Source organism: Caballeronia sp. dw_19, assembly GCF_018449515.1.
GTDB lineage: Bacteria > Pseudomonadota > Gammaproteobacteria > Burkholderiales > Burkholderiaceae > Caballeronia.
Genome location: NZ_JAAVUQ010000006.1, coordinates 332,731 through 352,322, shown reverse-complemented (window position 1 = coordinate 352,322; position 19,592 = coordinate 332,731). Strand labels below are relative to the sequence as shown.

At 61.5% G+C, this 19,592-nt stretch carries 15 protein-coding genes; 8 read left to right on the top strand and 7 right to left on the bottom strand.

Going from position 1 to position 19,592, the window contains the following annotated elements:
* Positions 1–43 precede the first annotated feature (43 nt).
* Positions 44–388 (top strand): DUF3088 family protein, encoded by a 345-nt coding sequence (locus HB376_RS11730; RefSeq protein WP_213763815.1) that lies wholly within the window; start codon positions 44–46, stop codon positions 386–388.
* 79 nt (positions 389–467) lie between these two features.
* Here HB376_RS11730 and HB376_RS11725 read toward each other — a convergent pair whose 3' ends face one another.
* Positions 468–4,073: an ABC transporter ATP-binding protein gene (locus HB376_RS11725; RefSeq protein ID WP_213763814.1), complete on the bottom strand. Its 3,606-nt coding sequence runs from the start codon at positions 4,071–4,073 to the stop codon at positions 468–470.
* 98 nt (positions 4,074–4,171) lie between these two features.
* Here HB376_RS11725 and HB376_RS11720 point away from each other — a divergent pair, with 98 nt between their 5' ends.
* Positions 4,172–5,119: a LysR substrate-binding domain-containing protein gene (locus HB376_RS11720; protein WP_213763813.1), complete on the top strand. Its 948-nt coding sequence runs from the start codon at positions 4,172–4,174 to the stop codon at positions 5,117–5,119.
* Between the two features lie 24 nt (positions 5,120–5,143).
* Here HB376_RS11720 and HB376_RS11715 read toward each other — a convergent pair whose 3' ends face one another.
* From HB376_RS11715 to HB376_RS11690, 6 genes are all read right to left on the bottom strand, one after another.
* A complete protein-coding gene (locus HB376_RS11715; RefSeq protein ID WP_213763812.1) occupies positions 5,144–6,391 on the bottom strand; it encodes an acyl-CoA dehydrogenase family protein in 1,248 nt (415 codons plus the stop codon).
* A gap of 166 nt (positions 6,392–6,557) precedes the next feature.
* Positions 6,558–7,952: an LLM class flavin-dependent oxidoreductase gene (locus tag HB376_RS11710; protein WP_213763811.1), complete on the bottom strand. Its 1,395-nt coding sequence runs from the start codon at positions 7,950–7,952 to the stop codon at positions 6,558–6,560.
* Positions 7,949–9,682, bottom strand: coding sequence for an ABC transporter ATP-binding protein (locus HB376_RS11705; protein ID WP_213763810.1), 1,734 nt, complete (start codon positions 9,680–9,682; stop codon positions 7,949–7,951). Before HB376_RS11705 ends, HB376_RS11710 begins: the two co-directional genes overlap by 4 nt.
* A gap of 52 nt (positions 9,683–9,734) precedes the next feature.
* The gene (locus tag HB376_RS11700) at positions 9,735–10,643 is read right to left on the bottom strand and encodes an ABC transporter permease (protein WP_213763809.1); all 909 of its coding nucleotides are present in this window, start codon (positions 10,641–10,643) and stop codon (positions 9,735–9,737) included.
* A 26-nt stretch (positions 10,644–10,669) separates the two neighbouring features.
* Positions 10,670–11,617 carry an ABC transporter permease gene (locus tag HB376_RS11695; protein ID WP_213763808.1) on the bottom strand — a complete coding sequence of 316 codons (948 nt, stop codon included), beginning with the start codon at positions 11,615–11,617 and terminating at the stop codon, positions 10,670–10,672.
* Positions 11,614–13,290 carry an ABC transporter substrate-binding protein gene (locus tag HB376_RS11690; protein WP_213763807.1) on the bottom strand — a complete coding sequence of 559 codons (1,677 nt, stop codon included), beginning with the start codon at positions 13,288–13,290 and terminating at the stop codon, positions 11,614–11,616. Before HB376_RS11690 ends, HB376_RS11695 begins: the two co-directional genes overlap by 4 nt.
* 309 nt (positions 13,291–13,599) lie before the next feature.
* On the opposite strand from HB376_RS11690, the gene HB376_RS11685 reads away from it, so the two are divergent.
* From HB376_RS11685 to HB376_RS11660, 6 genes are read left to right on the top strand one after another with little or no spacing between them, the layout of a single operon-like run.
* On the top strand, positions 13,600–14,376 hold the full coding sequence (locus HB376_RS11685; RefSeq protein WP_213763806.1) for a GntR family transcriptional regulator: 777 nt from the start codon (positions 13,600–13,602) through the stop codon (positions 14,374–14,376).
* The gene (locus tag HB376_RS11680; RefSeq protein WP_213763805.1) at positions 14,373–16,124 is read left to right on the top strand and encodes a fumarate reductase/succinate dehydrogenase flavoprotein subunit; all 1,752 of its coding nucleotides are present in this window, start codon (positions 14,373–14,375) and stop codon (positions 16,122–16,124) included. Before HB376_RS11685 ends, HB376_RS11680 begins: the two co-directional genes overlap by 4 nt.
* A gap of 11 nt (positions 16,125–16,135) precedes the next feature.
* Positions 16,136–16,381, top strand: coding sequence for a ferredoxin family protein (locus tag HB376_RS11675; protein WP_213763804.1), 246 nt, complete (start codon positions 16,136–16,138; stop codon positions 16,379–16,381).
* A 49-nt stretch (positions 16,382–16,430) separates the two neighbouring features.
* Positions 16,431–17,867 carry an ABC transporter substrate-binding protein gene (locus tag HB376_RS11670; protein ID WP_213763803.1) on the top strand — a complete coding sequence of 479 codons (1,437 nt, stop codon included), beginning with the start codon at positions 16,431–16,433 and terminating at the stop codon, positions 17,865–17,867.
* 38 nt (positions 17,868–17,905) lie between these two features.
* On the top strand, positions 17,906–18,766 hold the full coding sequence (locus HB376_RS11665; protein WP_213763802.1) for an ABC transporter permease: 861 nt from the start codon (positions 17,906–17,908) through the stop codon (positions 18,764–18,766).
* A complete protein-coding gene (locus HB376_RS11660; protein WP_213763801.1) occupies positions 18,763–19,560 on the top strand; it encodes an ABC transporter ATP-binding protein in 798 nt (265 codons plus the stop codon). Before HB376_RS11665 ends, HB376_RS11660 begins: the two co-directional genes overlap by 4 nt.
* The last annotated feature ends 32 nt before the right edge of the window (positions 19,561–19,592 follow it).

Here is a 19,592-nt window from a genome sequence, read left to right as displayed (position 1 = left end):
GGAGTCGTTCGATTCGTCTTTCTTCTTCGAGGATTGTCACATCGTGAGCCAAGACCTTTTATTGCTGCTGGAACCCGGTTTCACCGATCCGAAATATCCTGGTGAGCGTTTCATCTGCCCGGACGGCGCACCTATCGAGGGCCTGCTGGCCAGCGATCCGTCGAAAACCTCACGCGTCGATATTCATCGCCTGCCGTTTGCGCGCCCCCGCGAGGCGGTCGTCGCTGCGCTCGACGAGGACCATCAGAGCTTGCCCGTGCTGATTCTCGGAGATGAGCATCCGGTGCCCGCCGACGCACAGACGCTCGGCGACAAACGCTTCGTGACCGATACCCGTCGCATCCTCGATCTGCTCGCCGAGCGCCACGGTTTCCCCAAGGTTCATTGACGCACCGGGAGGCAGCCGGCAGCGTTGGCCAGCGTTCGCATATCTCTATAAGCAGCCGTGGCGCCCAGGACCAATCGCCTCACGCGGACTGCTGCAAGCCGTTGCCAACCTGTTGCCGGTTGACCAGTTGCGCATAGATCGAGTTGTTGGCGAGCAGTTGCGCATGGGGTCCCACTTCAATGACCGAGCCCCGGTCCAGCACGATGATCAGATCGGCCTCGCGTACGGTCGCGAGACGATGCGCGATGATCAAAGTCGTGCGGTTGGCCATCAGGGTTTTCAGCGCCGCGTGTACCTGTGCTTCGCTGATGGCGTCCAGATGTGACGTTGCTTCATCCAGAACCAGTACCGGTGCATCCTTGAGAAAAGCGCGCGCGATGGCAACACGCTGACGCTGGCCTCCCGACAACTGCACGCCACGTTCACCGACTCGTGTGGCGAGTCCTTCCGGCAACGTTGCCACGAAGTCGCCGAGCGACGCTTGCGCCAACGCGAGTCGCAGCGCTTCCTCGCTGGCGTCGGGCCGGGCGAGACGGATGTTGGCCTCAAGCGTGTCGTTGAACAGATACGTGTCCTGTGACACGAGGGCAACGTGAGCGCGTAGCGAGTCGAGCCGCAAGCGCCGCAAGTCGACACCATCCACTTGCACCGAACCTGTATCCGGGTCCCAGAACCGCAACAGCAGATTTGCAATGGTGCTCTTGCCGGCGCCTGAGGCCCCCACAAGCGCCGCGGTAGAGCCGGCGCGCACGCAGAAAGACACGCCGGCCAATACGGATTGCGTGCGCTCGGCGTAGGCGAAACGCGCGTCTTCAAAGCGAACCTCCGAACCACCCGGCGCTACATGCAAGTCGAGGTCTCCGTCGAGTACCTGAACGGGCTCGTCATGCACGACCCTTAACCGCCGTGCCGACGCGATCGTATCGGCTAGTTGCCTGCCCACTTGCGCGATCTCCGCCACGGGCATGAAGGCCGCTACGGCGAGCAGGATCAGCATCGGCAGCCAGGCTGCGGAAAGTTGCCCGGCCGAGACCAGAAACGCGCCCCCTACCGCGATTGCCAATCCGCCGAGGCCGGTTACGACATCCAGTAGCGCGGTTTGTCGAGCCAGATCCGCCAGCAACGCGAGCCGGGTCACGCTGTATTCGCGCGCCAGCGTCATGAACGCTTCCCGCCGGCGCCCGGTCGCCTGGAACGCGAGCAGATCGGACAAACCCTGGATGGTCTCGGTCATATGCGCGCCGAGCAGGCCCAAGGATTCCCGCGCCTTGCTGCCCAGCACATCGATACGGCTGCGTCCGCGCACTGGCGAGAGCATCGCGTATGCGAGGAACGGCAGCAGTGCGAGCGCAAGCGGCCAGGCTGCCAGCGCGAGGACGGCTATCACCGCGGCCGGGACCAGCACTGCGACGATCGCCGGGGCGACCGTATGCGCATAGAAATATTCGATGGTCTCAACGTCTTGCGTGGCCAACGTGACGAGGTCACCGGAGCGACGGCGGAGCAGGTAGCCCGGCGCGAGGCGGTCAAGTTGGGCGAACAGGCGTATTCGCAGATCCGCGAGCAGCCGGTACGCCATGTCGTGCGCGAGCCAGGATTCAAGCCAGTGAAGAATGGCCGCCAGCGGGGCAACGAGCAACAGCCACACCTCGATCGTCTGATGCGGGCTGCCGGCGCGCAGTGCGGCGACCAGCCATGCGCCCAGCACACCGACGCCGATGAAGGCCGTCACTCGCCCGACACCCAATAGAATGGTCAGCACCAATCGTACTTGCCACGGGTGGATCGCTGCGACCAGGGACGCCAGGGTCGCCTTCCAATCCAGGGTCTTCGCATCAGCATCGAGCTCGCGCGGACCTTGCACGGAGTCTTTTTCCGTCTCGCTTATTAGCGCGGTTTTTGTTCCGGGCGCGCCTGCCTGAGGACCGGGTGCAGCGGCATCGGAGCGCAATGCAGATACATTGTGAGGCGTCGCTTGAGCCCCCATCAACCGATGATAGAGCCCGCTTCTCTTCATTAGTTCGTCATGCGTACCGCTCTCCGCGACAAGGCCATCGTCCAGCACGAGGATACGATCAGCGTCGATCACGCTCGACAGCCGATGCGCGAGAATCAGCGTGGTACGGCCTTGCATCAGACGATCCAGCGCCCGTTGAATCAGCGCCTCGTTTTCCGCATCGACGGCCGAGAGCGCTTCATCCAATATGAGAATCGGAGCATCGCGTAGCAGCGCCCGGGCAATGGCAAGCCGTTGGCGCTGGCCGCCCGAAAGCTGAACACCGCGTTCGCCGATAGAGGTCTGATATCCGTCAGGCAGGTTCGCGATAAAGTCGTGAGCGTAAGCTGCCCGCGCGGCCGCTTCCACTTCATCAGCGGTGGCGTCCGGGCACCCGAGCCGAAGGTTTTCGTCGACGGTACCCGCGAACAGCATGGTGTCCTGCGCGACCACCGCAATCTTCGCGCGCAGTCCGTCGGGGTCCAGCGTACGCACGTCTTGTCCCGCAATGCGGATACTACCGACCTGCGGAGCGTACTGGCGCAAAAGCAGGCGCACGATCGACGACTTGCCTGCGCCGCTCGGCCCCACGATGCCGATGCGCTCGCCCGCCGCCACCGAGAACGTCAGCCCGCGGTGCGCGAGTCCCCGACCGCCGGCATAGGCGAAGCGTACATCGTCGAAATCGAGAGACGCCGGGGCGTCGCGCAACGGGTCCGTGCCGGCTTCCGGCATGGGCGGGCTCGCTTCGAGCAGCGAGCGAATGCCCGCCGTCGCGGCCTGCCCGAGCATGCCCTGGTGCAAGACGCTACGAAGGTCGCGCAGCGGCCGGAAAATCTCCGTACCCGCCATCAGGACGATCAGGAGCGTGGTCAGGCCCATCTCCCCGTGGGTCACGCGCCACGCGCCAAGAACGAGCGCCAGCGCGGCGCCCAGAGCGGCTCCAAGATCGACGATGCCGCGTGTAAGAAGGCCCGCCGCGAGCACCCAGAAGGTGTTGTCGGAGACAGCGCGCGCCTGCGCGGCGAGGCGTTCGCCCCATACGCGGCTTTGCCCGAACGCTTTGAGCGTCGGCAGGCCCTGGACTGCGTCGAGAAATGTTTCACCGAACTCCTTGAATGCCTGGGCGCGCGAGAGGCTGGTGCGGCGTTCATGCATATGCACGGCGATCGGTCCGAACAACGCCACCAGGGCCGCGACCAGGAGCACGGTGGCCACGGGCAGGTCCCAGAACGCGATGAAACCGAAGATGGCAAACGGCGCACAGAGGGCCACGGCCAGTTGCGGCAGATATTGCCCAAAGAAGGTCTGCAACTGCTCGACGCCGTCGATGACCGACAACATCACGCCGCCCGTACGTTGTTCGGCGAACCAGGCCGGCCCAAGCGCCACGATGCGGTCGTACAACCGGCCACGCAGGGTTTCCTGGGCTCGTGCTGCGGTGCGACAGGCGATGCCCGCGCGCCAGTGATCCAGCAACGCACGCAGCACGATAGCCGCCGCCACGGCGACCGAGGGCGCTACCCACGATTGCCACTGACTGCCTCGCAAGACCAGTGCGAGCAACTGGCCGAGAAACACAAAGCGTGCGATTCCGGCCAGCAGGGCCAGCAGTCCGACGACGATGCTGAGCACCATGTGCCCACGTAGTCCTTTAGTCAGTTGCCAAAGGCGAAGATCGAAATACATCAGGGTGACTCCTCAAGGTATTGGATCATCGTGGCATGGACCTGCGCTGCGCGCGAGCGATGCTTTCTCAACCGGGGTTGAGCTAAACTTTACCCATCATGCCAAGACCCTCTCCGCACATTCCGCCTATTCCACCGTTAGCCGCCCTGAAGGCGTTCGAAGCCGTGGCCAGACTTGGCAGCCTGAGCCGCGCGGCGGAAGAGCTCAACGTTACCAAGAGCGCCATCAGTCATCAATTGCGCGCGCTGGAATCCGCACTGGGTACAACGTTGATGCACCGTGGCGGTACGACTTCACGCGCGCAACCCACGTCCGCCGGGCAGGAGTTGCTGGCGGCTATTGAAGCCAGCCTGATTCCGCTGGGCGAAGCCTGCGAGCGGTTGACCATGCGGCGGCGCAAGCGTCGCCGCACGTTGACGGTCTCCGCCAATGCGCCGTTTTCATCGCTGTGGCTTGCGCCTCACGTAGTTGAATTCTCGACGCGCTATCCGGAGATTGCGGTGAACCTGAGGGTGTTTGACGACGAGCCCGACTGGCAGAATGACACTATCGATATCGCGATTCTGCGCGTGCCGTTGACAAGCTCGTCAGGCGATGAGCCGGACCCGCACCCGGGCGATCGGGCGCTGGTCCGGGAGACCGTGTTCCCCGTGTGCAGCCCGCTGTTGATGGACCCACGGACCGCTACGGCGCAGACACTGACCGAGCATCGGCTGCTGCAGGAGGAACACCACGCATCGAGTCGTGAAATAGACTGGCAGACGTGGTTTGCGCTGCTCGGCGCGGGAGCGCTTCCGGAGCAGAACCTGGTCCGGTTGAGCAGTTTCAGCCCGATCATCGGCGCTGCGATTGCGGGAAAGGGTGTTGCGCTGGGCCGTTCACCGCTGATCGATTTTGACTTGGCCCACGGCCGTCTGGTTCGCCTGTTTCCGGAGCATGAATTACCGGGGTCGTGGCAGTTTGTTATTCGCCTCAATCCCCACCGCTCATCCGATCCGACGCTGATTCAGTTTCAGAATTTTATGCTTGAGCGCTCGGCGATCTGACATGGGCGGCAGGGTCCTGCTTCGTTAAAGCTCATCGAGCACGCCGAGATACGCGCGGCCGATGACCTCATGCGAGGCGTCGGCATTCGGCGGATGAAACGCGCCCGCGCGGACATCGCGATACAAGCGCTCGAGTTCGTTCCGACGCGACAAAGACGCGGCGCCCGCTATGCCCAGCGACAGGTTCACCACCCGCAGCGCGCCGTCCACGGCATGCTGTTTTGCTGCCAGTAATTTCGCGATCCAGAGTTCATCCTCGGCATAACCCTCCCACCACTGTGCCGCCACGCGCTCGATCAACGCTTCGATACTGTCGAGCTCGATCGCAGCTTCTGCCACCGCAGCTTGCGTGAACGGCTTATGCGCGTAGGTCTGCCCGTGCAGTGCCGCCGACTTGCGGTTGCGCGCTTCGCCTACGGCCAGGTCGAACGCACGCTTCGCGATGCCGTAATACACCGCGCCGAGCCCGGGCAGCACGGCGCCCAGGATGCCATCCACGAACGGATCGTTGGGTATGCCGGCGGGCAGCACGCGCGTTACGTGTTCCCGCGCTGCAATGGCCCCTTCAAGATAGGTATCGTCGCTGCGCGTGGCACGCAACCCAAGCGCGTCCCAGGTCTGGACCGTGCGATGCCCCGGCGATTCGCGCCGGATAAACGCATGCACGATCTTCGGGTGCGCCGGATCGGAGTCATCCAGGCCATGCACGCCGAGCCAGTCCCATGCCGGTGCAAGCGAGGTCATGACCTTGTGGCCGTTGAAACGATAACTCCCGTCGGGTAGCGGCGTCGCCGTGACGAAGGAATGAGCCAGGCCCAGGTCGTTGCCGGGTTCGCCATGTCCGGCGGCGAACACCTTGCCGGCGCTGGCTTCTTCGAGTATCCATTGCGCGGAGGTATCGCCCTTGCGTAACAGATGAAGCGCGGCACCGATCCAGTATTGATGCATGTTCAACGCGAGGGCGGTCGCCGGCGCGCGATAAGCGAGGCGGACTTGTTCTCGCAGCAACTCCGGTAGCGTGAGGCCGAGCCCACCCAATGAAACAGGAACGGCGGCGTGGAGAAAGCCGGCGCGTTGCAGGTCGTCGAGGTCTTCGGTGAAGAAGTGGTTTTCTCGGTCATAGCCGGCGGCGCGTTCGCCGATGCGCGCGAGCAACGCGTCGCTGAGTAATAGGGCGCGGGGGGCGCGAGGGGTACGGGACGTTACGGACCCTTTTGCCTGAGCAGTCCGTGAAACGGGCAACGCGTCGACTTCGCTTGGAACGTTTGACATCCGGCGGCTCCTTATATGAACCATTGCGTTCAGCGATTATGGCGACGTGCTGGATGAGCGCGCCACCATCAATTGATGATTTGCAAATCACGATGTCTGCTGGACGGCACTCGATCTGGTTTTGCTTTCGGGTTTCGGTTATGACGGCGACTATCGGCGTGCACGTTCAGGACACCGCCTCCACATTCCTCGATGAAAACGTCCGTACCGCCGAGCGTGTAACGCGTGCCGGATGATGGTCGGGCAAGTAAGGCCCGTGTCCCTGAATCTTCTCACGCAAGGTCCCGGGCGTGTATTCCTTCTGCATCAGGCCACGCCTTTGCAGCACAGGCACCACATGGTCGACGAATTCGCTCCACCAGCCCAGGGTCGTCACCGGCACCACGTTGAATCCGTCAACACCGGCGTCGGCATAGCGCTGGACTTCATCGGCGATCTGTTCCGGCGTGCCGGCAAAACGGCCGGACACGGTCTCGCGCAACAACTCGCCGAATGTCACCACATGGTCCGGCGCGGCCTCGATGAAAGCCCGCACGTTGCCGCGCACGTGGTTCGTCAGAAGCAGTTCGGAAATGGGCCGTGCTGGGTCGATGTTCGACAGGTCCACGCCAAGACCGCCGCTCCAGAACGACTGCAATGCTTCCACGCTCAGCCACTCTTTCAGTTCGCGACGGCGCGCGAGCGCTTCGGCTTCAGTGGAACCAATAACCGGCGCAAGCGACACGATGATCTTGAGTTCGTCCTCGGCACGACCGAAGGCACGCGCGCGTGCCCGCAGATCGGCAGCGGTCAGCGCGGCGCTTTCAGGTGTGCGCGAGGCAATGAACGTGGCTTCGGCATGTCGTGCTGCAAACGAGCGCCCGGCTTCCGATCCTCCGGCCTGGAACAGTAGCGGCGTGCGTTGCGGCGAAGGTTCGGAGAGGTGAGGTCCCTCGACCGAGTAACGCTGCCCGCGATGATGGATCTTGTGCACCTTGGCGGGATCGGCGAATACTCCTCGCTCCGGGTCCGTCACGAGCGCATCGTCTTCCCAGCTTGCCTCCCAAAGCTTGTAGGCAACATCGGCATATTCCTCCGCCCAGCGGTAGCGTTCATCGTGTTCTGTCAACGCGCTTTGCCCATGATTGCGGGCAGCGTTATCGAGGTATGACGTGACGATGTTCCATGCCACGCGCCCGTCCGTCATATGGTCGAGCGTGGACATCTTGCGGGCGAAATCGAAGGGATGATCCTGGATGACGGAGCTGGTGACTGCAAAGCCCAGGTGCTCGGTCACCGCGCCCAATGCGGAGACGAGGCTGGCCGGGTCGAGGCTCGGAAACTGCATCGCTGTGCGAATCGATGTGTCGCCGTTGCCGCGGAATTTATCGTAGACGCCCACTACGTCTGCGAGGAATACGGTATCGAACTTGCCGCGCTCGACCGTGCGCGCCAGATCCAGCCAGGGTTGCAGCCGCTTGTAGTCGAGCTGGATGCGGCCTTCGGGGTGACGCCAGTAGCCGTGGCTGTGGTGATTGGGCGTGACGTGCGTGAAGGCGTTGTAGATCAGGCGTCGCGTCATGGTGTGAACTCTGCGGCAGGGGCATCCTGGGTCGAGCCGGCGCTCGACGGCTCGCGCGACGGCGACGGCGACGGCAAGGACAGCACGGCGTCGATCAGGGTGCGGGTGGAAGATTTGCGTGCGTTGGCGTTGAGATCAGCGGCATCGAAGGTCTCGATGATCTGGCCGTTCTCCATCACCGCCACGCGGTCGCACATGAATTCGATCACCGGCAAGCTATGGCCGATGAACAGATAGGTCAGATCGAGGGTCTGCCGAAGTTCGAGCAACAGGTTGAGTATGTCCGCCTGAATCGATACATCGAGCGCGGAAGTCGGTTCATCGAGCACAATGAATTCGGGCTTTACAACCAACGCCCGGGCGATCCCGATCCGCTGCCGCTGCCCGCCGGAAAACGCGTGGGGAAAGCGCCGGAGATGCTCGGCTTTCAGGCCGACGCGCTCAATGGCTTCAACGGCAAGTTCGTAAGCGTGAGCCTGGTCGCGGGCCGCGCCGAGCCGCAGCGCCGGGTCGCAAAGTTGCTCGCCGATCGTGCGGCGCGGATTGAGCGATGACGTACTGTCCTGGAACACGAACTGAAAGCGTTGACGGAAGCGCCGTAGTGCGACGGCGTCGAACTGTGCCAGGTCAGCGCCCGCAAAGTGCACGCTGCCGCCAGTCGATGCAAGCAGGTGCGCGACCAGGCGCGCCAGTGTCGACTTGCCGGAACCCGATGTCCCGATCAGGCCAAAGATCTCGCCACGGCGGACTTCGAAATGGACGTCGCTTACAGCATCGAGTGTGCGCACACGCGAACGCAGCCATGATTTTTCAATAACAAATGTTTTGGACAATCCCTCGACTCTCAGCAACGTCTCAGAGGTGCGTGGTTTCGAAACAGTCGATGCCGAGGCTTCGCTACCAGCGCTTTCCCCAAGCCGTCGTGTAGGCGATGGGTCCAGGCGCCGCAGCCCCAGTTCCGGCACCGCTGCAATAAGTTTTGCCGTATACGGATGGCGAGGCGCTGTCAGCACTTGCGCAGTTGGCCCATGTTCAACGATGCGCCCGGCCTTCATTACGGCCACCCGATCGCTCAGGTATGACACCACACCGAAGTCATGCGTGATGATAAGAATGGCCATTCCGAACTCACGGTTCAGGCTCTTCAGCAGCGCGAGGATTTCCTTCTGAAGCGTGGCGTCGAGCGCGGTAGTCGGTTCGTCGGCAATCAGCAGGCGGGGTTGACCCATCGCCGCCATCGCGATCATCACGCGCTGCCGCATCCCGCCGCTCAGCTCATGGGGCCATGCGTGCAAGACCCGTTTTGTATCGGCGATACCCACGCGCTGGAGCCACGTGGCCGCTTGCTCAAGCGCCTCAGCCTGGCTGACATGGCGACGATGCCGTGCGACCTCCTGAAGCTGCGCGCCCACCCTGAACGACGGATCGAGCGAACTGAGCGGGTTTTGAAAGACCATCGCGATGCCGTTGCCACGAACTTGTTCGAGTGCGGCTTCCGGCATGCCCAACAGCGCGCTCCCTTCGAACTCAACCGTTCCGCGCACGCTCGCCTCACGCGGTAACAGGCCGGCAATGGCTGCCGCCGTGACGCTCTTGCCCGAACCGGATTCCCCGACCAGCGCGACGATTTCTCCCGCTTCGATACTCAGGTCCAGACCGCGTACGGCGCTTTCAAGGCCGCGTCGTCCAGTAAAATCCACCTTCAGTTGTTCAATCTTCAGCAGTGGCACATGGATCTCCGCAAGGGCGTGTGACGGTTAAGCGGGGTCGTTCAAGGACCGGTCAATCGCGTGGATCGAGCACATCGCGCAGACCGTCCCCGAACCAGTTGAACGCAAGCGCGAAGGCGACGATCACCAGCGCGGGCAGAGTGGCCACATGACCGCCGCCGAGCAGCATCACCCGGGCGCCTTCGCCAACCATGCGGCCCCAATCGGCCGTAGGCGGCTGTACGCCAAGCCCTAGAAAGCTCAGGCCCGCGAGGAACACGATCATTCCGCCGATCAGCGTCGTGCCATACACCACTACCGACGTCAGCACGTTCGGCAGGATCTCTCGCGAGACGATCTCGAAGGACGATGCACCCAGCGCACGCGCAGCCTCCACATACTCCTTATCCCGCTCTGCCCGGACCTCGGCATAGACCACCCGCGTGACGTAGGGCAGTGCGCAGAACAGCACGGTCGCGGTCACCGTAAAGATGCCCGGTCCGAACGTCGTGGCGAGATTGATCGCAAACAGGATCATCGGAAACGCAAACAGGATGTCGATGAAGCGCATGACGACCGCACTCGCACGGCTTCGTGAATAGCCGGCGTACAGACCAAGCAGGAGACTGAGCACGCAGGCTCCGAGCACGGCGGGGATCACCACGACGAGCGACGTCCTGCCGCCCCAGATCAGGCGGCTCAGCATGTCGCGTCCTTGAGCGTCGAGGCCAAGGAGGTGCCCCGGTGTGCCGATGCCGCCAAGGCGCAGCACCGGGTCGGCGGCGTTCGGGTCATAGGGCGCGAGCCAGGGTGCAGCTGCCGAAACGGCGAAGACCAGCAGGATGAAAATCAGTCCACCGAACGCAAGTCCATTCGATGCCAGTCGCGTGGCGGCTTCGCTCATGCGCGACGGCGCGAGCCGCTCGCACGCGCTGCAGCTCTCGGCGTATGCTTTTTCCCGAACCAGTTCTGACGGTGGCATCGAGGAGTTCCTATGGAAGAGCTGCGTTAAGCGCCAAGGCGCGGGTTGAGCAGGTCGAGCGCGATGTCGGTCACAAGATTCACGCCCACAAAACATGCTGCGATCAGCATCACGCCAGCTTGCGTCATTGGATAGTCCCGGCCGGCTGCTGCCACATAGAGTTGTGAACCCAGGCCGGGCCACGCGAACACGTTTTCCACGAGAATCACGCCGCTCAGCAAATAGCCTATCTGCAGGCCAGTGACGTTGATCACCGGACTAAGCAGGTTGCGTCCCATGTGACGCCGCAGAATTTGGGCGCGTGAAAATCCCAGCGATCGATAGGTCCTGATGTAATCCGCCCCTGCGATGTCGATCACGCTCGCCCTGACTAGCCGCGCAAGAATGAGCATCGAAATGAGCGCCGCCGAAAACGCCGGCAGGAGGAGATGGCGCAGCAAGTCCGGCAGGCCGCCGTCGCCACGCATGTCCGCAATGCCGGATGACGGCAGCCAGTGAAGCTTGAGCGCGAACAGCCACATCAGCACGAGTCCGAGCCAGAATACCGGCATGTTGTGGCCAATCTGAATCACGAACATGGAGACCGAATCGCCCTTTGATCCTCGATTCAAACCGGACACCACGCCCACGGCGACACCGAACACGACGCAGATCAGCGTTGCTGCGGCGGTGAGGATCGCGGTATTGATGAACGCGCGGCCGAGTACGTCCATGACCGGCACCTTGAGGACGATGGAGTCGCCCCAATGGCCGCTCAGCAAATGCGACAGCCAGATGAAGTACTGCGTAACCAGCGGCCGGTCGAAGCCGTATTCATGCCGAAGGGCGTCAATGGATGATTGCGGCATCTGCCCCGTGAGCGCGTTCGAGATCGGATCGCCCGGGGCCAGATGCGCCGAAAGAAACACCAGCACCGAGATGGTCAGGAAGACCGGAATGGCCTGCGCCAGGCGACTGATGATGGTGCGCGTCATGTTGACAGCCACACGTGGCTCAGGTCGTACCAATTCTGCGCCGGCACGTTAAAGCCCCTGACCTTGGGGCTGGTAGAAAAGTAACGGGTGAACGAAAGCAGCGGCACGACACCGGCCTGCTTCTGCAGCAAGCCATTGGCGCTCTTCCATAGAGGGATCGCGCGGGCCTCGTCGGGCTCTACTGACGCCACGTCGATCGATGCCGCCAGTTCCGGCCCAAGCAGGTCCTTGCCGCCGCGCGCCACAACATACCCTTGATACACAATACGCAGCCACAGAGGCGTGACGAAGCCCCATTCCATGCTGGCGAGCGCGATGTCGTCCGACAGGTGCGGGAGATTGGACGTATAGGTCAGCCACTCCTGCGAGAGGATCTTCACGTTGATGCCGACCTTCGCGAGATCGCGCTGTATCCATTCGATGGACGGTTGATTCGCCTCGTCGGTCGCAATGGTGAAGCTGATGTCGCCATCCTTGAAGCCCGCTTCGCTCAACAGCCGGCGCGCAGCATCGGGATCGTAGGCGAAGTCCTTCTGGGCAGGATCGTAGGCGGTGTTGCCGGGGTTAAGAATGTTGTACGACGCAATGGCGTGACCTTTGAAGAGCGTTTTGGCGAGCCCTTCGCGATCGATCGACTGAATGATCGCCTGCCGGACGCGCACATCTTGTGCGAACTTGTTCTTGAAATTCCAGCCTAGATAAAGCAACCCCGCGCCCGTGCCCTCGGGCACGGCATAGCCGTTGGAGGACAACGGCCGAACCGCGTCGGTCGGCGTGCGGGTAAGGATGTCGATCTCGCCCGCCTGGAGCGCGGCGAGGCGCGTGGAGTCGTCAATGATGGGCCGGAATACAATTTTGTCGAGGTAGGGACGTGGTCCCCAGTACTGTTCGTGACGCGCCAGTTCGGTCTTTTCCCCGTGAACTCGTGTGACCAGCTTGAACGGCCCTGTGCCCGAAGCATGTTCGGCAAGACCATCCTGGCCCCAAGTCTTCAGCGCTTCAGGACTAAAGATTCCCGACACGTAATTGCCTTGCGGCAGCATGCGCGGAAAGTCGCGAAACGGTTTGTTAAAGACGTAGCGCACGGTGTAATCATCGACCACGTCAAAGGACTTCAGATCGCCGTACACCGCTTTCATGAAGGCGTTAGCCTTGACGTCGTAGTACTCGAAGCTCCTGTCATGGAAGCGGCGCACGTTGAACTCCACGGCGTGCGCATCGAACTGGGCGCCATCGTGGAATTTCACGCCGCGGCGCAGCTTGAACGTGAACGTGGTCGCGTCATCGCTGACCTGCCAGCTTTCAGCCAGCGCTGGAATCAGAGGCGGCGGCCCCTCGGAGGAGGGTCTGCTGAGATCTTCGCCTATCAGCGACTCGTAGATATGCCGGTCTACCCGGTACGTTTCCCAGGAGTATTGATGATTGGGATCAAAGACGGTCGGCTCCTGATACTCGCCCACGACAAGTGTGCCGCCCACCCGAGGCGTGCCGTCCGATGCAGCATGAATGAGCGCCGCCGGATTGACTGAACCTTGCGTACCATGCCTGCTGATCAGCCCATAGCCGATCGCACCGACACCCAGCAACGCGCCGCCAACAATGAAGCTCCGACGTCCTGCCGATTTTCGTTTTTGGTCCGGTGGCGGCGAATCCTTGGGATGACTATCTGACATCTGCTGATTCCTTCTATTTTTTTTGATGGAGCGCGGACACGCCGTGCCGGTGTCTGCTTGAAAGGCGGTTCCGTCAACGTGACGATGCGCAACGATGCGCGACGGATGACAAACGTAAACCCTACGGTTCACATGGACGTATCGCAACGAAGGATTCGTGCGAAAGATATGACGTTCGTGGCGCGACCGCTGTGCTGAAAGCTCCTGCTGAAAATCAGCGACTCTGCTTTGATCGATATCAGAAAATCTTCGTTGGTCGGATTTATCGGCGTGTTTAGACTCCGTTTCATCTTGTCATAACAAGTTGAAATGACTGCTCCCACTGCCACCTTGTTGCCGCTGTCCGCCGCCCCGCTCTATGCCCGGTTAAAGGAAGTGCTGCGCGCTCGCATCCTCGATGGGACGTACGCGCCGCATGGGCAGATGCCATCCGAGCACGAGCTCTGCGCAATGTTCGAGGTCAGCCGCATCACCGTGCGTCAGGCGCTTGGCGACCTGCAGAAAGAGGGCTTGCTGTTCAAGATCCATGGAAAGGGAACTTTCGTTTCCAAGCCGAAAGCCTTTCAGAATGTAACGTCGCTACAAGGCTTTGCAGAGGCGATGTCATCGATGGGATATGAAATCGTCAACCAGTTGCGCACGTTCAGAGTGATCAAGGCTGACCGCCACGTTGCAAGCCGCCTGAATGTCGCCGAGGGCTCGGGGGTAGTCGAAATCCATCGGGTACGGCTGCTCAACCGGGCGCCCGTTTCTCTGGAAATTACCTACGTTCCGGAGGCCCTCGAAAAGCGTCTGGCCAATGCCGACCTCGTGACCCGCGACATCTTTTTGATCCTTGAGAACGACTGCGGACTCTCGCTCGGCCACGCCGATGTATCGATCGACGCGATTCTCGCCGATGACGAAATCGGCGCCGCGCTGCAGGTAGAGGAGGGCAGTCCGGTGCTGCGGATCGAACGCCTCACGCACTGCGCTGACGGCACGCCTGTCGACTATGAATACCTTTATTTTCGCGGTGATGCATTCCAGTACCGGATGCGTATCGACCGGGAAAAGAAACGCAGGAATGCGAGGAAAGCGCGATGAATACACATGTTCTCGAATATGACGTCGTGGTGGTGGGAGGCGGAACGGCCGGACCCATGGCCGCGGTCAAAGCGAAGGAACGCGATCCCTCGCTCAGGGTGTTGCTGCTGGAGAAAGCAAACGTCAAGCGTAGTGGCGCAATTTCCATGGGCATGGACGGTCTCAACAACGCGATTGTTCCCGGGCACGCAACGCCTGAGCAATATACGCGGGAGATCACGATCGCGAACGACGGCATTGTCGACCAGTCGGCGGTGTACGCCTATGCGCGACATAGCTTCAAGACGATCGAGGAACTGGATCGCTGGGGTGTGAAATTCGAGAAGGACAGTACTGGCGACTACGCTGTCAAGAAGGTGCATCACATGGGTTCCTATGTGCTGCCCATGCCGGAAGGGCACAGCATCAAGAAGGTACTTTATCGCCAGCTCAAGCGTTCCCGTGTCGCCATCACTAATCGCATTGTCGCGACACGCCTCCTGACCGACGCAACCGGACGCGTCTGCGGCGTAATGGGTTTCGACTGCCGCACCGCCGACTTTTATATCGTGCGCGCGAAGGCCGTGATCCTGAGTTGTGGTGCCGCAGGCCGGCTGGGGTTGCCGGCGTCGGGCTACCTGATGGGCACCTACGAAAATCCGACCAACGCGGGTGACGGCTACGCCATGGCCTATCACGCCGGCGCCGCGCTTTCTAACCTTGAGTGTTTCCAGATCAACCCTTTAATCAAGGACTATAACGGTCCGGCTTGCGCTTACGTGACCGGACCGCTTGGCGGCTTCACGGCAAATGGCAAGGGCGAACGCTTTATTGAATGCGACTACTGGAGCGGTCAGATGATGTGGGAGTTCTACCAGGAACTGCAAAGCGGCAATGGGCCGGTGTTCCTGAAACTCGATCATCTGGCGGAGGAAACGATCAAGACGATCGAAGACATCCTGCATACCAACGAGCGCCCGAGCCGCGGACGTTTTCATGCAGGGCGAGGCACCGATTACCGGCAGCAGATGGTGGAGATGCACATCTCGGAGATCGGCTTTTGCAGCGGCCACAGCGCGTCGGGCGTGTACGTCAACGAGCGCGCGGAGACCACGGTGGCGGGTTTATATGCAGCGGGCGACATGGCTGCGGTGCCGCACAACTACATGCTTGGCGCGTTCACTTATGGCTGGTTCGCGGGATGGAACGCGGCCGGCGATGTCGCGGGCCGCGAGTTTTCACCGCTCGATGACGAACAGATAGCGGCAGAGCGTCAACGCATCTACGCGCCGCTCGAACGCGAATCCGGGCTTGCCCCGGCACAGGTCGAATACAAGTTGCGGCGCATGGTGAACGACTATCTTCAGCCGCCCAAGGTCACACGAAAGATGGAGATCGGGCTGCAGCGGTTCGAGGAGATCAGCGCCGATATCGACGAAATGAAAGCCGATAACCCGCACGAACTGATGCGCGCCGCCGAGGTGCGAGCTATCAGGGACTGCGCGGAAATGGCCGCACGTGCGTCGCTCTTCAGGACCGAGAGTCGCTGGGGGCTTTATCACCACCGGGTGGATTATCCGCAGCGTAACGACAGCGAGTGGTTCTGCCATACGCACCTCTTCAAGGATCAGTTCGGCAGGATGACGAGCGCGAAACGCGCGGTCGAGCCCTATGTGCTTCCGCTCGACAACGACGAAAGCGATGCCTATCAAAAGTTGCGCATTGGCGAGCGTGTGTCCGCGCCTGCAGCCGTGCCGGAATCTGCCTGAACGGAGCCTCCATGTCCTATACGTCTCATGAAATTTTCCAGCGAAGCTCGGCGCCTGTCACCGTCGACGAAGACAAATGTATCGCTGACAAGGGCTGCACCGTCTGTGTGGATGTCTGTCCGCTCGACTTGCTGGCTATCGACCTCTCCAAGGGCAAGGCCTTCATGAAGTTCGATGAATGCTGGTACTGCATGCCGTGCGAACAGGATTGCCCGACTGGTGCGGTCAAGGTAGAGATTCCTTATTTGCTGCGCTGACGCAGCGTTCAGATTCGCGGCGTAGTCACTATCTACTCGGGGTTGAGTAATGAACATTCGGAATATTCGAAAACTGCTTCGGGCTTCCACGGCGTTAGGCATCGTCATGGCGTCATTGAGCGCCGCGCAGGCGGAAACGATCCGCGTGGCTATCGGCACGCAGGACACCACGATCAACTGCGCAACGGGCGGTCTCATGATCCGGGAGCTGCATCTGCTCGATAAATATCTTCCGCACGACGGCAAATACAAGGACGTCCAGTACGACATCCAGTGGAAGGACTTCACATCCGGCGCGCCGCTGACTAATGAAATGGTCGCGGGAAAACTCGATTTCGGCGCGATGGCGGATTTTCCCGGCACGCTCAACGCGGCGGCATTCAAGAAAGCCGGCAAGCGGAGTGAGTTCATCACGGTTCTGTCGGGGAGCATCGAGGGCAGCGGCAATGGCATTGTCGTCCCGATCGGGTCCCCGATTCATTCCTTGGCCGACCTGAAGGGCAAGACAATCTCGGTGCCGTTCGCATCGACCGCGCATAGCATGTTGCTGCGCGCTATCAAGGCGCAAGGCTGGGATCCTGAGACCGACGTCAACATCATCACGCAAGCGCCGGAAGTGGCGGGCAGTGCGCTCAAGGCGCACAAGATTGACGCGCATGCCGACTTTGTGCCGTTCGCCGACCTGTTTCCGTATCGCGGCTTCGCGACCAAGATCTATGACGGTTCGCAAAGCCACGCACCGACTTTTCATGGTGCGCTCGTCGACGCGGACTACGCAAAGAAGTACCCGGAAATTGTCGTTGCCTATTTGCGCGCGACCATTGAGGCGAATCGCCTGATGGCGCAGGACCCGGAAAAGTACAGCCTGCTGATAGAGAAAGTGACGGGCATTGAAGCGCCGGTCGATTACCTGTATCACGGGCCGCTCGGCTTGCAGACCCGCGACCTGACCTGGAAGCCGGAGTATCGGGAGGCCGTGGCGAGCGCGATCGACACACTCAAGCTGCTGAAAAAGACGGACGTCGAGCTCGATGCGAACAGCATCATTGACGACCACTTTATCCGCGAGGCGTTCAAGCAGTCCGGCCTCGACTATGACGCCGCGCTCAAGAACTACGCGAAGCAGCCGTTGACGGCCAATGACGCGCAAACGGGCAGGAGAATCACCCATTTCAACGACGTCGCTCAAGTGTGGGTCGAAGGTGAAGACGCCGTTCGCAGTTACGCGCAACCGCAAGAAGCTCTCAGTGCGCAGGAAGCGTTGACGAAACAGGGCAAGACCGTGCGCGCGGTGTTTGTGCAGGATCACACGAGCGGGCTGAAGCTGTTGGCGGCCCAAGCCTGGTATGTCCGCTCAGGCACCGGGCAGATCGCGGCTTTCCTGCTGCGCGCCAGTGCGGATGATTACGCGAAAAAGGTCAGTGGCCAAGTCTCGGACTATGCATCGGTTCGCGCTGGTGCGGCTCAGGCCGTGGCCGCACGCTGACGCGCAGCAGGTTCGACGCCTTCTACAGGAAATCGATAATGGCCACTTCGCTCGAAAGCATCGAAAGCCGCGACTTGCCGGCGCTTGACGGACAACGTTCGTCGGCGGTGTTGACGCGCACGCCTGTCAGCCGTTCGATCCGGCGTTGCGCGTCACTTGTCGCCTGCCTCGGCCTGTGGCAGATCGCTACGCAGTACAAGGTCTCGCTCGGCTTCGTGACAATGGCGAATGTGCCCGCACCGACGGAGGTCGCACAGGCGTTCTGGCACCTGCTGCATTCACCCAAGCTGCCGATGCACCTCTTCGCCAGCATCATGCGGGTGCTGGTCGGATTCAGCGCGGCGGCTTTGGTTGGGATCGGCTTTGGACTTGCGATCGGGCGGTATCGCGCGTTCGAAGACACAGTGCTGCCGTCGCTGGAAGTGCTGCGGCCCATTCCCGCTGTTGCATGGATTCCGCTGGCGATCCTGATGTTTCCGTCGTCGGAGGTGAGCATGATGTTCATCACGTTCATCGGCGCGCTGTTCCCTATTCTGCTCAATACCATTCACGGCGTGGAAGGCGTCGATCCACGCCTGGTCGCCACCGCGCGAAGTCTTGGCACGCGCCGGCTCGCCCTATTCAGCGAAGTGATCCTGCCCGGCGCGGCGCCGGCGATCCTGACCGGTTTGTCGATCGGCATGGGCACTGCGTGGTTTTGCCTGATCACGGCCGAGATGATCGCGGGGCAGTACGGGATCGGTTATTTTACGTGGGAGTCGTACACCTTGCAGAACTACGCCGATATCGTCGTCGGCATGCTGCTGATCGGCGCGCTTGGCATGGGCAGCAGCGTGCTTGTCAAAAGGCTCGGACTGATGCTGATGCCGTGGCATCGGCTGAGCGAGGCGCGTCGATGAGTATCGCGTTAACTGAGGTGCTGACCGAGGCGACCCTGGGCCGTGTGGACGTGCGTTCGCTGAGCGTTGAGGTGGGGTTGCCGAGCGAACGATTGACGGCGCTCGATCGCCTCGATTTCACCGTCGAGCCGGGTGAATTCGTCTGCGTGCTCGGACCGTCAGGTTGTGGCAAGTCCACGTTGCTGGGCGCTATTGCGGGACATGTGGTGTCCACTCGTGGCGAGATCGCCGTGGATGGCGAACGGGTCGAAGGGCCGCATCGAAACCGTGGCCTTGTGTTTCAGCAGCACACGTTGTTTCCGTGGAAGCGGGTGATCGACAACGTTGCGTTCGGACTGAAGATGAGCGGGCTCGGTCTCGCGGAACGGCATCGCGAGGCGCGTGCGCTGCTCGAACTCGTCGGCTTGCAGGGATTCGAAGCGCGTTATCCGGCGCAACTGTCGGGCGGCATGCAACAGCGGGTGGAAATTGCACGCGCGCTGATCAACCGGCCGCGCATCCTGCTGATGGACGAACCGTTCGGTGCACTCGACGCACAGACGCGCCGGATGATGCAGAGCCTGCTGCTTGATGTGTGGGCGCGTATGCGCACGACCGTGATGTTCGTGACTCACGATATAGACGAGGCATTGTTCCTGGCCGATCGCATTCTCGTGCTGTCGCGACGGCCGGCGAGAATCGTCGCCGATATCGTGGTGCCACTTTCCCGTCCACGCGATGACGAAAGCACGGTGGCGGTGGAGTTCGTCGACATCAAGCGCCGTTGCCTTGCACTGCTGCGCGAGACGACATGAAATTGCGCGCCACGCCATTCTGAATATTCATT